This window comes from Sphingopyxis sp. 113P3 (assembly GCF_001278035.1).
Taxonomy (GTDB): domain Bacteria; phylum Pseudomonadota; class Alphaproteobacteria; order Sphingomonadales; family Sphingomonadaceae; genus Sphingopyxis.
This window is the reverse complement of the sequence record NZ_CP009452.1, coordinates 2,123,636-2,135,969: the sequence shown is the minus strand read 5'-3', so window position 1 is coordinate 2,135,969 and position 12,334 is coordinate 2,123,636. Positions and strand designations below refer to the sequence as shown.

Below are 12,334 nucleotides of genomic sequence, written 5' to 3'. Positions count from 1 at the left end.
ACAAGTCTGATGAAGAAGAAGGCTGATCAGGGAATCGACGGCATATTAGGGCTGTCGGATGTTGAGATTGTCCGTGTCGAGCGGCGACGCGACATTCGTGTGTGGGCGCGGCCAACGAAGCGGCCTGTTTGCCTTTATTGCGGCCACGGGGGGCTGCGGATCAAGGCGACTTATGAGCGCGAGCTCAAGCACACGCGTCAAGGCAACCAGATCCTGATCGTGCACCTTGCGGTGCCCAAATATCATTGTGCCGGTTGCGGCCGCTATTTCCGTCATCGCTTTTCGGGCATCCGTCCGCGCTATCGCGCGACGGAGACGTACCGTCTTGAGGTCTTCGACGGTCACCACGGAGGCATCAGCCAAAGCCAGTTGACGAGCACCCATGCGATCGGCAGTGCAACCATCGAGCGCTGGTATCATCATTTCATCGAACAGCGCGTCTCGGAGCTGTCCGGTCGGCCCTGCCCGCAGGTCCTGGGGATCGACGAGCATTTTTTCTCGCGCAAGAGAGGCTATGCGACGACATTTGTCGATCTGAAGAATCACAAGGTCTACGATGTCGTCCCGGGACGCTCGGAAGACAGTTTACGAAGCTATTTGCGAAGGTTGCCAGGGCGCGACAAGGTCAAGGTCATCGTGATGGACCTGTCGGAAACCTATCGCGCAATCGCCCGCAAATATTTTCCGAACGCGAAGATCGTCGCCGATCGCTTCCATGTCATTCGGCTGCTCAACCAGCATTTCCTCGAAGGATGGAAGCGCTTCGATCCCGAGGGCCGAAAGAATCGCGGGCTGCTCAGTTTGATGCGGCGCCATCGATGGAAGCTAAGCGAAGAACAGCGCAAAAGGCTGGCCGTCTACCTGAAAGCCAATCCGGTGCTCGAAGCCCTCTACACTGCCAAGCAGGACATGGCCCTCCTGCTGACGCAAAAATCCCTCAATGCCAAAAAGGCCAGCCAGCTTATCCCCGACCTGCTCAGGCTGATCGATCAGTTCGCCGCCAGCCCCCTCAAGTCCCTCGCCGATACCCTGACCAGCTGGCTCGAGCCCGTCGCCCGCATGTGGCGCTTTTCCAGGAACAATGGAATCACCGAGGGCTTTCACACAAAGATGGAGATGATCTCGCGCCGCGCGTTCGGCTTCCGCAACTTTCACAACTACCGCTTGCGCGTGCTCGCTCTTTGCGGTTGGAATGGCGTCATCAATCGGGTCTGATCCACCCTCATCCCCCGTTCACGGGGAAGAGCCTGCGGTTGGAATGGCGTCATCAATCGGGTCTGATCCACCCTCATCCCCCGTTCACGGGGAAGAGCCGAAATCAGCCGTTTTTGATACGATTTGAGTTTTCACGAATCAGGATATTGGCGGAGACGGAGGGATTCGAACCCTCGGTACCGGATTTACCAGTACGACGGTTTAGCAAACCGTTGGTTTCAGCCACTCACCCACGTCTCCGCATGGCTGCCGGGCTAACGGCAGTTTGGCCTTGGCGGGCGCTATAGCCAGCCCGGCAGCGCGCCGCAACGACCAATATTATCCTTTTGTCCCTAAGAGGACGCGATTTTGACCGCGAGCGTGATTCGATCCAGCCCGAAATCGACTCGGGTCATCGAGCGTTCATTGCCCCCCTTGCAAAGAGAGTCATGATTAACGCAGGGTTGCGGCTGTAATGCGGACCGCAGCCAACCCTTGGGGGACTATAATGCGCCATATGTTTACCAAATTCGCCACAATGGGGATTGCAGCCCTTGGGCTCGCTCTTTCGCCCCTGCCCCTTGCCGCGCAGATGACCGAGGTCGATCCCAATACGGTACTCGACTCGGACCTCGACAACCCCCAGCCCGCCCCGCCCCCGGTGACATCCACGGACCCATATGCCGATCCCGCGCTCGACAGCGATCTTGCCACCGATGACGAGCAGACGAGCGGCGTGTCGGAAGCGGCCGAAGCGGCGCCTGCGACGCCCATCGACCCGCAGGCGGCCGCAACGAACGCCACCCCAGGGGAGACCTACAAGGAAGATGACCTGATCGGCGCTGCCGAGGGCGTCTTCGGCAAGGGCGCGCAGGGTCTTGCCGGGCTGATCGAGGACATCCTCAAGAAGCAGGGGGAACCCAACGCCTATATTGTGGGCCGCGAGGCCAGCGGCGCGATCGGTCTCGGCCTGCGATACGGTTCAGGGACGCTCTATCACAAGGTCGAGGGCGAGCGTCCGGCTTATTGGACGGGCCCGTCGATCGGGTTCGACGCGGGGGCCAATGCCGGCAATACCTTCATTCTCGTCTACAATCTCTTCGACAGCGAGGACCTCTACAAGCGCTTTCCCGCCGGCGAAGGCGCCGCATATCTGATCGGCGGCTTCAATGCCTCCTATATGCGCAGCGGCGACATCGTGCTCATCCCGATCCGCGTCGGCGTCGGTGCCCGCCTTGGCGCCAATGTCGGCTATATGAAGTTCCGCAAGAAACAGAGTTGGCTACCCTTCTGATTCCGCCTGCTTGCCAAGGGGGCGACAGCCCGCGCTTCGGCGCGGGCTTTTCTTTGCGCAAGGCGGGCTTGCCGTCGTGCGGGCACGCCTCAGGAGGACCGGTTCCTAATCCCCGTCGAAGGCGATCAGCGTTTCACACACAAGGCCCGCCGCAGCCAGCCGCTCTGAACCCCCAAGATCAGGAAGGTCGATCACGAACATAGCGGCCGCCACTTCGGCGCCGACATTTCGTATCAGCTGGGCCGCAGCAAGAATGGTACCGCCCGTGGCAAGCAGATCGTCGACCAGCACCACGCGGTGGCCTTGGACAACCGCGCCTTCGTGCAGTTCCAGCCGGTCGGTGCCATATTCCAGTTCGTAGTCAACGCCGATGGTGACGCCGGGAAGCTTTCCCGCTTTGCGGACCGGGACGAGGCCAAGCCCCATCGCGCTCGCCATGGCAGCGCCGAAGAGAAAACCGCGCGCCTCCACCGCCACAATCAAGTCGGGGCGATGAGCAGCGGCGCGCTCACTAAGGCGGCGCACGCTTTCCGAAAAGCCAGCGGCGTCGCTTATGAGCGTGGTGATGTCGCGAAACAAAATCCCCGGCTTCGGAAAGTCGGGGATGGTGCGGACGAGCGCCGCAAGGTCAAGCGCTGGTCGGGGCGGAAGGGCGATCATCGGCGACAATCGCCCTTCCTTGTCCCTCAATGTTCCTTGTCGGCCCAGATGTTCCGGTATGCCATATAGGTGAGACCGGTGAAGATGAGCAGGTAGAGGAGCACCGCCCACCCAGTCCAGACGCGCTTCACCAGCTTGGGCTCGGCGGTCCACACGAGGAAGGCCGCGACGTCGCTCGCCATCGCCTTCACATCGTTCGGCGAACCGTCGGCAAAGGTCACCTGCCCGTCGGCGAGCGGCGGCGCCATGGCGAGGTTCAGGTTGGCGAAATAGGGGTTATAGTGCAGCCCTGTTCCAGGCTGAAGCTCCTTCGGCAGGTTCTTCGGCGGGTTCTGGTAACCGGTCAGCAGCGAATAGACATAGTCCTTGCCGCCTTCGCGCGCCTTGGTGATCAGCGAAAGATCAGGCGGGAGCGCATTGTTGTTCGCCGCACGCGCTGCGACCTCATTGGCATAGGGCGCCGGGAAATGATCCGAAGGCAGACCGTCGCGCGTCGCCGGCTCACCCGTGTCGGGGTTGATCGACGGCACCTGGAAGCCCTTGGCGAAACTCTTCACCTGGCCCTCGGTGTAGCCAAGCTCAGCAATGTCGCGGAAGGCGACATAGTTGAGGCTGTGGCAGGCCGAACAGACTTCCTTGTACACCTGCATCCCGCGCTGAAGCTTGGCCTTGTCCCAGTGCGGGAACAGACCGTCGCTCGACAGCGCGAGGTGACGCGGATGCTTGTGGAACGCGTGAGCGGCTTGGGGCTCATTCGTCAGCGGCGTGGTGAAGATCGCGCACAGCAGCGCAACGATAAACCCCAGACCAACGAGAAATCCGAGCGGACGAACCATGGCTGTTTCAGCTCCTATTAAAGTCCGGCGCTCAGGCCGTTGCCGAAGCCGACGAGGCGTCGGCATGCTTCGCGAGAACGGCTTCCGTGATCGAATTCGGCATCGGCAGCGGGCGTTCAATCCGCGAGACGATCGGCAGAATGATCAGGAAGTGGGCGAAATAATAAGCCGCACCGATCTGGCTGAGGATGACCCACGGCTGCTCTGCAGGCATCTTGCCGCACAGACCCAGCAGGAAAACGTCAGCGACGAGCACCCAGAAGAAGATGCGGTAGAGCGGACGATATTTCGACGACTTGACCGGCGAGCTGTCGAGCCAGGGAAGGAAGAACAGCAGCGCGATCGAGGCGAACATCGCAATCACACCCCAGAGCTTCGCGTCGATCCACAGGAAGTTGAAGGTGAAGGCGCGCAGAATCGCGTAGAAGGGCCAGAAATACCATTCCGGAACGATATGCGCCGGGGTCGAAAGCGGGTTTGCCGGGATATAGTTGTCGGCGTGGCCCAGAAGGTTCGGGCTGAAGAATGTCAGCGCGACAAACAGGATCAGGAAGACGCCGAGCCCGAAGCCATCCTTCGCGGTATAATAGGGGTGGAACGGGACGGTGTCCTGTTCGTCCTTCACCTCGATGCCGGTCGGATTGCTCGATCCCGGGATATGCAGTGCCCAGATATGAAGGACGACGACGCCCGCGATCACGAAGGGCAGCAGATAGTGAAGCGAGAAGAAACGGTTGAGCGCCGCGTTATCGGGCGCAAAACCGCCGAGCAGCCACACGCGGATCGGCTCGCCGACGACCGGGATCGCCGAGAAGAATCCGGTGATCACCTGCGCGCCCCAGAAGCTCATCTGGCCCCAGGGGAGGACATAACCCATGAAGGCGGTCGCCATCATGAGGAGGAAGATCACGACGCCGAGCAGCCACACCATCTCGCGCGGCGCCTTGTACGAACCGTAAAAGAGGCCGCGGAAGATATGCAGATAGACGACGATGAAGAACATGCTCGCGCCGTTCATGTGCGCGTAGCGAATGAACCAGCCGGCATTGACGTCGCGCATGATGTGCTCGACCGAGTCGAAGGCGACGCCCGCATTGGCCGCGTAATGCATCGCAAGCACGATACCTGTGATGATCTGGATCGCGAGCGCTGCGCCGGCAAGAACGCCGAAGTTCCAGAAATAATTGAGATTGCGCGGAACCGGATAGCCGGCACCGACCGCGTTATAGACGAGGCGCGGTAGGGGCAGCTTCTCGTCCAGCCACTTCATCAGCGGCTGCTGGGGTTCGTAATTCTTGGCCCAGGGAAAGCTCATCTTATCTTGCTCCTCAGCCGATCGTCACAACGGTGTCGCTGGTAAATTCATAAGGCGGCACGACCAGATTCGTCGGCGCCGGACCTTTGCGGATGCGCGCCGCGGTATCGTAGTGCGACCCGTGACACGGACAGAAATAGCCGCCAAAATCGCCGCGCGGTTCACCTTCTGCGGCCCCGAGCGGCACGCAGCCGAGGTGGGTGCAGACACCGAGCGTGATTAGCCAATTCTCCTTGCCCTCCTTGGTACGCTCCGCGAGCGTCTGCGGGTCACGCAGGTCGCCAAGCGACACCTTGTTGGCCTCAGCGATCTCGGCCGGGGTGAGGTTGCGCACGAACACCGGCTGCTTGCGCCAGCTCGTCTTGATCGCCTGTCCCGACTGGATCGCCGAAATATCGATCTCGGTCGACGAGAGAGCGAGCACGTCAGCGGACGGGTTCATCTGGTTGACCAGGGGAAGGACCACAGTGGCGGCCCCGACTCCGGCAAAGCTGACTGCGGCGATATTGATGAAATCCCGGCGCCGCACGCCATCGTCGATGCCGGCGTTGAGACTGGTTTCACTGGCCATTCGATTGCCCTTGCATGGCTGAACTGACAAATTCGCGCGGATGCCGGGTCGCCCTGTTTGCGCGCGCAGGACGCGGCGCATCCCGGCGGCCCCTCCGGGAATTGCGGGCCTGATAGCCGCACATCCGGGGCTTGCCAACAGGCAATTTCCCTCATCGCCGCTGGCAGTGCCAGCAGCCGCGATCGGGCTCGATTCCCTCGTCCCTAGCGGCTATGGCGAGCACGTGGAAATCGCCCTGTTTCAGCCCGACATCGCCGGAAACGTCGGCACGACGCTGCGCACTGCAGCCTGTTTCGGCACTCCCGCCCATATCATCGAGCCTTGCGGTTTTCCCTTCTCCGACGCCGCCTTGCGCCGCGCGGGCATGGATTATGCCGCCCGCGCCGACTGCCGACGCCACGCCGACTGGAGGGCGTTCAGCCACTGGGCTGCAGGCGCCGGCAAGCGGGTCGTCCTCTTGACGACCGCGGGCGCGACGCCCCTCACCGCTTTTTCCTTCACGCCTGCAGATCTCTTATTGCTCGGCGCTGAATCTTCGGGCGTGCCGGCGCATGTCCATGCAGCGGCAGCAGCGCGGATCGCGATTCCGATGCAGCCGGGCTTTCGCTCCTTGAATGTCGCGGTTGCGGCTGGCATCGCGCTCGCCGAAGCTCTGAGACAAACGAAAGGCTTTCCAGGATGATTTCGCTCGATCCCCAGCAACAGGCCGCCCGCCACTGGTTCGAGGCGCTGCGCGACCGCATCTGCACCGAATTCGAGGCGATCGAAGCCGAAGCAGGCAGCGCGGCGCGTTTCACCTACACGCCCTGGGACCGCGAGGCCGAGGGGCTTGAGCCCGGCGAAGGCGGAGGCGGCGTGCGCGGCGTGATGACGGGAGAGGTCTTCGAAAAAGTCGGGGTCAATGTCTCGACGGTCGGCGGCGCCTTCGCGCCCGATTTCGCGGCTTCGATCAACGGCGCGGCCGAGGATCCGCGTTTCTTTGCCACCGGCATCAGCCTTGTTGCGCATATGGCGAACCCGCACGTTCCCGCCGTGCACATGAATACGCGCTTCCTTGTAACGACGAAGCGCTGGTTTGGCGGCGGCGCCGACCTCAATCCGCCGATTCCCTATGCCGAGGACACCGACGCCTTCCACGCGCGGTTTCGCGCCGCCTGCGCGCCCTACGGGCCCGATGTCTACGAGCGCTACGCCAAATGGGCGGAGGAATATTTCTTCATCCCCCACCGCGGCGTCCACCGCGGGGTCGGCGGCATTTTCTACGATCATCTCGAATGCGGCGACGATGCTGAGTTCGATCGCAACTTTGCCTTCACGCAGGCGGTCGGCGAGGCGTTCCTCGATATCTTCCCGCAGATTGTCCGGCGCCGCATGCACCAACCCTTCACCGAGGCTGAACGCGAGGCGCAGCTCATCTGGCGCGGGCGTTATGCCGAGTTCAACCTCGTTTACGACCGCGGAACCTTGTTCGGCCTCAAGACCGGGGGCAATATCGACGCGATCCTGATGAGCCTGCCGCCGCTCGCCAAATGGGCCTGACCACAAAAGAGAGGCGCCCCGTCACCGGGACGCCCCCTTTAGTGACCTCGATCCCTTCCCGTCAGGCAAATACGTCGGTTTCGGTCCTCGATCCGACGCAGCGGTAGACCGCGGCTGGCATCGACACGGACACCAGCACCATCGGCACGTAGACAAGCAGCGCAACGATCAGCGCGCCGATCAGTGCGCCCGCCCCCGCATCGGGTGACGACATCGCTCCGCCTATGACCCCTCCAAGCACCATCGACACGATGAAGAGAAAGACGAAAAACAGGATCGCCATCAGGATGTTGAAGCCAACGATCGTCCACTGCGATGCGCTGGTCAGTCGCCACGATTCGCCGAAAGCCGTGAAAGGATTTGACGAACGGCTCGCTGCCATCAGCGGTCCGGTGACCGACAGTCGGCCAAAGAACCACAGGAAGAAGACGAGGATCGCGGCGTAGAACAGGAATGCGAAGAAGATGAGCCCCGCTGACGCCCCGCCCGTTGCCAGGCTTTCTAAAGACATGCCGCTCGCGCCGAAGATCGCGACAGCGAGTAGCCCGACGATGAAGAGCACAATATACATGAGGATGATGGTCGCGATGTAGACGACGATCATCGCGAACATATAGGCAGCCCCCGCACCGAGGCCCCAGCCGATGTCGCTCGCGGGCTCGCCGCCGACAAGGCCCGACCGCCAGATCAGCAGGCTCGCGGCAGTCACGATCACCCCGGCGATTATCGCGAAGAGGAAAAATGACCCCATCGCCCCGAAGGCGGCAGAGGGATCGCCCTGTGCCATCATCATGGTCGCCACCGTGTTGCGCAGAAAGAGCCAGCCGAGCAGACAGACAAGCACTACAGCGCCCCCAAGCCACATCAGCATCTGCCTCCAATTGGCTTTCAGAAACGCAAAGGTTTCGGAAAAAGCCGCACCGATACTCATCTTGACCATGTTGTTTCCCCTGCCTTGTTGAACCTTATGCGTCCCTCTTTTCTCTTGTTAACCCGCGCCCCTTCCTGCCCTCGCGGAAGGGAGCTCCCATGCCCTCAACTGAATATGTCGCTGGCGGCGCGCACCGCGAGCTGGCGATAGGTCGCCGCCGCGATTGCGAGCGTTACCATGCCGCTGATGGCGGCGACGGCGCCTTCGACGAGCCCCGTCAGCATGCGTGCGATGCCCTCATCGGTGCCGAGCACCGCTGCTGTGACACCGGCGAGGATCACGGCGATGACCAGGATCACGAGCGTGACGAGAAACATGAAGAGGAAGATTCGCCAGCCATTGCCCTTCGTCAGCGTCCAGCCCTGCCGGATCGCGGCGAGAGGATTGCGTTCGCTCTGGTCCGCAACGACCGGCGCGACGATCGCGAGCCGGGCCCACAGATAGAGGCCTGGCACGATCAGCAGCACAAAGCCGACTCCGACAATCAACCCGCAGAGGAGCTGGATGACGATCACCGTCGGCACCATCGTCAACGCAAAGACCAGCGCTTCACCGACGCTGATGCCGCTGCGCGACAGCCAGAGACGCAGGATGCCGATCCCGCCGATCCCCGAGACGATCGCGACAAACAGTTGATAGGGTACCGCCTGGATCACGTTGGCACGCATCGTCGCCATGACCTGATCGAAACTGGCCCCGGCGGCAGGCTCGATCGGCACGGGGCCGAACCAGCTCACTGCAAGCGTCGGCAAGAAGAGAAAAACCGCCGCGATGGCTCCCGTAAGCGCACTATGCGAGCGCAGGAGAAGCATGCTGTCTTCCCAGGCAGCGCCCATGTCGAATTTCGGCATCGATACTTCCGTGTCTGATTAGCCCCTCAAAGCGCGAGACTGACGCCCTCCCCTCCCCTTGTCCAGCCTTGTTAACGATTCCACCGGCGGCCTCCCTCTTGCGCTGGGGCGTCGAGCCGGGCAGGACGCGGGCGATGACCCGACTGCCGTCACCCGAATGGAGCGTTGCCCCCGGTCTTACCGATTATCCCGCCGCGCTTGCCGACATGGAAGAGCGCGCGGCGGCCATCCATGAAGGAGAGGCCGGCGAGCGCATCTGGCTCGTCGAGCATCCGCCGCTCTATACGGCGGGGACAAGCGCCGACCCCGCCGAGCTTCTCGACCCGCGCTTTCCGATTTATGATGCGGGACGCGGCGGGCGGTATACCTATCACGGACCAGGCCAGCGGGTCGGCTATGTTCAACTCGACCTCGGCCGCCGCGGCCGCGACATTCGCGCCTATGTCGCCGCGCTCGAAGGCTGGGTGATCGACGCGCTTGCACGGCTTGGCGTCGCGGCGCGGCGCGCCGAGGGCCGGATCGGCATCTGGACCGACGATCCGGCAGGACGCGAGGCGAAGATCGGCGCCATCGGCGTTCGGGTTCGGCGCTGGGTGACGCTGCACGGTTTCTCGCTCAACATCGCACCCGACCTTGGCCATTTTGGTGGAATCGTGCCCTGCGGCATCGCCGAATTCCCCGTCACCAGTCTTGCGGCTCTCGGGAATGAGGTAGGCTTCGGCGAGGTCGATGCTGCGCTGGCGGCCGCCTTTCCTGCCTTTCTCGACAAGCTTTCGCCGAGCGATTAGGAGGTAGCCATGACCCGTTATCTCTTGTCTTCAGCCCTCTTCCTGTCGCTCGCGGCTTGCGGAGGCAGCGAATCGGAAGGTTCGTCGACGACCAAGCTCGATGCGATCGAGGTTCAGCCCGGGACGATCAGCGATGCGATGATCATTCTCGACGATACGAGCCTCGACGGCACCGCGATCGACAATAGCGTACCCGATGAGGGAAGCTCCAAAAAAGCCGAGAAGACGGATGCGGCGGAGGAGAGCAGCGGCGATGATGCGGCCGAAGCGGGCGATACCGATGCCGTCGCTGCCCCTGCAGCCAAGAAGGCCGTGACCGCACCCGCCGCCAAGACGGCGGCCGAATAAGCTTTAGCGCAGCCCGAGGCTCTTGTGCGTCTGAAGCGACAGGCGCCAGCGCGGATCCGCCATCACCAGCTCGATGCAGGCGCGAACATTGTCGGCAGCGTTCGGATCGTCGAGCGGCTGAACCAGATGATGGGCAAAATCGAGCGACGCAAAATACTCGACATCGCTGCCCGGCTGCGGCCAGACAAGCTTCAGTTCGTCGCCGCTCGTCTGGACAAGCACGCTCCCCGCCTTCGGGCTGACGCAGATCCAGTCGATGCTGCGCGGGACAGGAAATGTGCCGTTGGTTTCGATCGCGATGGTGAAACCGCGTTCATGCAGGCTCGCAACCAGCGCTTCGTCAACCTGGAGCATTGGCTCGCCACCGGTCAGCACAACGTAGCGGTTATCGGGACCTTCGCCCCAAATACCGGCAATCTGGTCAGCAAGCGCCGCGGCATCGGCATATTTTCCCCCGAGCGTCCCGTCGGTGCCGACAAAATCGGTGTCGCAGAAGCGGCAGACGGCTTTCGCGCGGTCCGCTTCGCGCCCCGTCCATAAATTGCAGCCGGAAAAGCGGCAGAATACCGCGCGGCGGCCCGCCTGCGCGCCCTCCCCCTGGAGGGTCAGAAAAATCTCTTTGACGGCATAGGCCATGGGTCAGGCGTAGCGCGTCGGATCAGCGAGGCCAGCGTCAGCGAAGCCCTTGCTGCGCAGCCGGCAGCTATCGCAGCGCCCACAGTGCAGGCCGGCAGGAGTGGGATCGTAGCACGACCAGCTCATTCCCGCATCGAGGCCGAGCCGCGCCGCCTCGGCAGCGATATCGGCCTTGGTCATGTGCTGGAGCGGTGCGTGGATATGAAAATCGACGCCCCGGTCGCCGTCGCGTGTAGCGAGGCGCGCGAGCGCTTCAAAGCCGCTGATGAATTCGGGGCGGCAGTCGGGATAGCCCGAATAATCGAGGGCATTGACCCCGATGACGATGTCCTGCGCCTGGCGCGCCTCGGCGAGCCCGAGGGTGAGCGAGAGAAAGATGAGATTGCGGGCAGGCACATAGGTGACCGGGATGGCGTTTTCTTCCCCGAGCGGACCGTCCTTGGGCACGTCGATGTCGGCGGTCAGCGCCGATCCGCCAAAGCGGCGAAGGTCGAGCGGCAGCACGATATGTTCAACGGCGCCGACATGCTCGGCAATGCGCGCAGCCGATTCCAGTTCGACCCGGTGGCGCTGGTTATAGTCGACCGTGAGCGCGACGATGTGCGCGCCAGCTTCGCGGGCGAGGCCAGCGCAGACCATGGAGTCGAGTCCGCCCGAAAGAAGGACGATGACCGTTTTTCCCATAATGGCGTGCATTGGCGCCCGATACGCCCCGCCAGCCGGGCGCGCAAGGGCGCGTGCTGCACCGCATCAAGAAAATGGGCCGCGCGGCGATCGCCGGCGGCCCAGTTCGGCATGAAGCCGTAGGGAGAAGGACACACAAGGGTGCGTCGTGCGACCTTGATAGGCCGCGATGGTTAATTTCGCGTTACCCGTGGTCACCCGCCGGCGCAGGCCGCGACGCGCCGGGCCTCGATCGCCTGCGAAAAGGGCTTGCCGTTCGCAATGCCCTGCGTGTCGATCTGGACGAGCCGGTTGGTTTCGGCACGGATCGTCGTGCGCCCGTGCCCCGCCCCCGGACATGTGTAATGCACCGTCACCGACGCAGGCTTGTCCTCGATCACATAGCGTGAGCAATTGCTGCGCGCATGGTAGATCTGGATCATGCGCCGCGCGTCACCGAGGCAAATGGATTGGAGCGCTTCGGTCTTGCCGCGTTCGCTGAGCTGCCAGCGCCCTTTTTCGAGCCGGTCGAGCATCGCAAGCGAAGGGGCCTGTGCCGGCACCGGAGCGCTCGCGAACACCAGCGACGCAACCGCAAACATCCATCGTAAAAAGGGAGAGAAGATCGCCATATCCACCTATCCACCTGGCCACCCACAACCGGGCGAGAGCGCGACCCCGTTCTCCAGCAGATAGCAATCCGGCCGC

At 62.6% G+C, this 12,334-nt stretch carries 15 protein-coding genes and 1 tRNA gene; 6 read left to right on the top strand and 10 right to left on the bottom strand.

Translation table 11 applies throughout. The features are described from left to right. Positions 1 to 9 precede the first annotated feature (9 nt). Entirely contained in the window at positions 10 to 1,215 is a 1,206-nt protein-coding gene (locus LH20_RS10390) for an ISL3 family transposase (RefSeq protein ID WP_083455375.1), read from the top strand. A gap of 147 nt (positions 1,216 to 1,362) precedes the next feature. On the opposite strand, the gene LH20_RS10385 is transcribed toward LH20_RS10390, so the two are convergent. Beyond that, positions 1,363 to 1,455, bottom strand: a tRNA-Ser gene (locus LH20_RS10385). Positions 1,456 to 1,702: 247 nt separating this feature from the next. Between LH20_RS10385 and LH20_RS10380 the strand changes: the two genes are divergently transcribed. Beyond that, positions 1,703 to 2,488, top strand: coding sequence for a DUF1134 domain-containing protein (locus LH20_RS10380; RefSeq protein ID WP_053554130.1), 786 nt, complete (start codon positions 1,703 to 1,705; stop codon positions 2,486 to 2,488). Positions 2,489 to 2,593: 105 nt separating this feature from the next. Here LH20_RS10380 and LH20_RS10375 read toward each other — a convergent pair whose 3' ends face one another. From LH20_RS10375 to petA, 4 genes are read right to left on the bottom strand one after another with little or no spacing between them, the layout of a single operon-like run. Continuing rightward, positions 2,594 to 3,148: an adenine phosphoribosyltransferase gene (locus LH20_RS10375; RefSeq protein ID WP_053556231.1), complete on the bottom strand. Its 555-nt coding sequence runs from the start codon at positions 3,146 to 3,148 to the stop codon at positions 2,594 to 2,596. A gap of 26 nt (positions 3,149 to 3,174) precedes the next feature. Continuing rightward, positions 3,175 to 3,984: a cytochrome c1 gene (locus tag LH20_RS10370; RefSeq protein ID WP_053554129.1), complete on the bottom strand. Its 810-nt coding sequence runs from the start codon at positions 3,982 to 3,984 to the stop codon at positions 3,175 to 3,177. Between the two features lie 31 nt (positions 3,985 to 4,015). Further along, positions 4,016 to 5,299 (bottom strand): cytochrome b, encoded by a 1,284-nt coding sequence (locus LH20_RS10365; RefSeq protein ID WP_053554128.1) that lies wholly within the window; start codon positions 5,297 to 5,299, stop codon positions 4,016 to 4,018. Between the two features lie 13 nt (positions 5,300 to 5,312). After that, complete coding sequence (petA, locus tag LH20_RS10360) at positions 5,313 to 5,870, bottom strand: ubiquinol-cytochrome c reductase iron-sulfur subunit (RefSeq protein WP_053554127.1); 558 nt, start codon at positions 5,868 to 5,870, stop codon at positions 5,313 to 5,315. 223 nt (positions 5,871 to 6,093) lie between these two features. Here petA and LH20_RS10355 point away from each other — a divergent pair, with 223 nt between their 5' ends. Both LH20_RS10355 and hemF read left to right on the top strand, forming a co-directional pair. Then, entirely contained in the window at positions 6,094 to 6,552 is a 459-nt protein-coding gene (locus LH20_RS10355; RefSeq protein ID WP_053556230.1) for a tRNA (cytidine(34)-2'-O)-methyltransferase, read from the top strand. Further along, complete coding sequence (hemF, locus tag LH20_RS10350; protein ID WP_053554126.1) at positions 6,549 to 7,409, top strand: oxygen-dependent coproporphyrinogen oxidase; 861 nt, start codon at positions 6,549 to 6,551, stop codon at positions 7,407 to 7,409. Before LH20_RS10355 ends, hemF begins: the two co-directional genes overlap by 4 nt. 61 nt (positions 7,410 to 7,470) lie before the next feature. Here the strand turns inward: hemF and LH20_RS10345 are convergent, their stop codons facing one another. Next, on the bottom strand, positions 7,471 to 8,349 hold the full coding sequence (locus tag LH20_RS10345; RefSeq protein ID WP_053554125.1) for a hypothetical protein: 879 nt from the start codon (positions 8,347 to 8,349) through the stop codon (positions 7,471 to 7,473). Between the two features lie 95 nt (positions 8,350 to 8,444). After that, positions 8,445 to 9,191 carry a hypothetical protein gene (locus tag LH20_RS10340; RefSeq protein ID WP_053554124.1) on the bottom strand — a complete coding sequence of 249 codons (747 nt, stop codon included), beginning with the start codon at positions 9,189 to 9,191 and terminating at the stop codon, positions 8,445 to 8,447. A gap of 134 nt (positions 9,192 to 9,325) precedes the next feature. On the opposite strand from LH20_RS10340, the gene lipB reads away from it, so the two are divergent. Both lipB and LH20_RS10330 read left to right on the top strand, forming a co-directional pair. After that, on the top strand, positions 9,326 to 9,979 hold the full coding sequence (gene lipB, locus LH20_RS10335; RefSeq protein WP_053554123.1) for a lipoyl(octanoyl) transferase LipB: 654 nt from the start codon (positions 9,326 to 9,328) through the stop codon (positions 9,977 to 9,979). A 9-nt stretch (positions 9,980 to 9,988) separates the two neighbouring features. Next, a complete protein-coding gene (locus tag LH20_RS10330; protein ID WP_053554122.1) occupies positions 9,989 to 10,327 on the top strand; it encodes a hypothetical protein in 339 nt (112 codons plus the stop codon). A 3-nt stretch (positions 10,328 to 10,330) separates the two neighbouring features. On the opposite strand, the gene queE is transcribed toward LH20_RS10330, so the two are convergent. The 3 genes from queE to LH20_RS10315 all read right to left on the bottom strand — a co-directional run bounded on the left by queE (position 10,331) and on the right by LH20_RS10315 (position 12,258). Next, entirely contained in the window at positions 10,331 to 10,963 is a 633-nt protein-coding gene (gene queE / locus LH20_RS10325) for a 7-carboxy-7-deazaguanine synthase (protein WP_053554121.1), read from the bottom strand. 3 nt (positions 10,964 to 10,966) lie between these two features. Next, positions 10,967 to 11,659, bottom strand: a complete 693-nt coding sequence (gene queC / locus LH20_RS10320) for a 7-cyano-7-deazaguanine synthase QueC (RefSeq protein ID WP_053554120.1) — start codon at positions 11,657 to 11,659, stop codon at positions 10,967 to 10,969. A gap of 182 nt (positions 11,660 to 11,841) precedes the next feature. Next, positions 11,842 to 12,258: a DUF3617 domain-containing protein gene (locus LH20_RS10315; RefSeq protein WP_053554119.1), complete on the bottom strand. Its 417-nt coding sequence runs from the start codon at positions 12,256 to 12,258 to the stop codon at positions 11,842 to 11,844. Positions 12,259 to 12,334: the final 76 nt, after the last annotated feature.

Coding starts and splice junctions, on each gene's coding strand:
- petA (WP_053554127.1), bottom strand. CDS start 5,870: ATGGCCAGTGAAACCAGTCTCAACGCCGGCATCGACGATGGCGTGCGG.
- LH20_RS10390 (WP_083455375.1), top strand. CDS start 10: ATGAAGAAGAAGGCTGATCAGGGAATCGACGGCATATTAGGGCTGTCG.
- LH20_RS10340 (WP_053554124.1), bottom strand. CDS start 9,191: ATGCCGAAATTCGACATGGGCGCTGCCTGGGAAGACAGCATGCTTCTC.
- LH20_RS10370 (WP_053554129.1), bottom strand. CDS start 3,984: ATGGTTCGTCCGCTCGGATTTCTCGTTGGTCTGGGGTTTATCGTTGCG.
- LH20_RS10345 (WP_053554125.1), bottom strand. CDS start 8,349: ATGGTCAAGATGAGTATCGGTGCGGCTTTTTCCGAAACCTTTGCGTTT.
- LH20_RS10365 (WP_053554128.1), bottom strand. CDS start 5,299: ATGAGCTTTCCCTGGGCCAAGAATTACGAACCCCAGCAGCCGCTGATG.
- lipB (WP_053554123.1), top strand. CDS start 9,326: ATGACCCGACTGCCGTCACCCGAATGGAGCGTTGCCCCCGGTCTTACC.
- hemF (WP_053554126.1), top strand. CDS start 6,549: ATGATTTCGCTCGATCCCCAGCAACAGGCCGCCCGCCACTGGTTCGAG.
- LH20_RS10375 (WP_053556231.1), bottom strand. CDS start 3,148: ATGATCGCCCTTCCGCCCCGACCAGCGCTTGACCTTGCGGCGCTCGTC.
- LH20_RS10380 (WP_053554130.1), top strand. CDS start 1,703: ATGCGCCATATGTTTACCAAATTCGCCACAATGGGGATTGCAGCCCTT.
- queE (WP_053554121.1), bottom strand. CDS start 10,963: ATGGCCTATGCCGTCAAAGAGATTTTTCTGACCCTCCAGGGGGAGGGC.
- LH20_RS10315 (WP_053554119.1), bottom strand. CDS start 12,258: ATGGCGATCTTCTCTCCCTTTTTACGATGGATGTTTGCGGTTGCGTCG.
- LH20_RS10330 (WP_053554122.1), top strand. CDS start 9,989: ATGACCCGTTATCTCTTGTCTTCAGCCCTCTTCCTGTCGCTCGCGGCT.
- queC (WP_053554120.1), bottom strand. CDS start 11,659: ATGCACGCCATTATGGGAAAAACGGTCATCGTCCTTCTTTCGGGCGGA.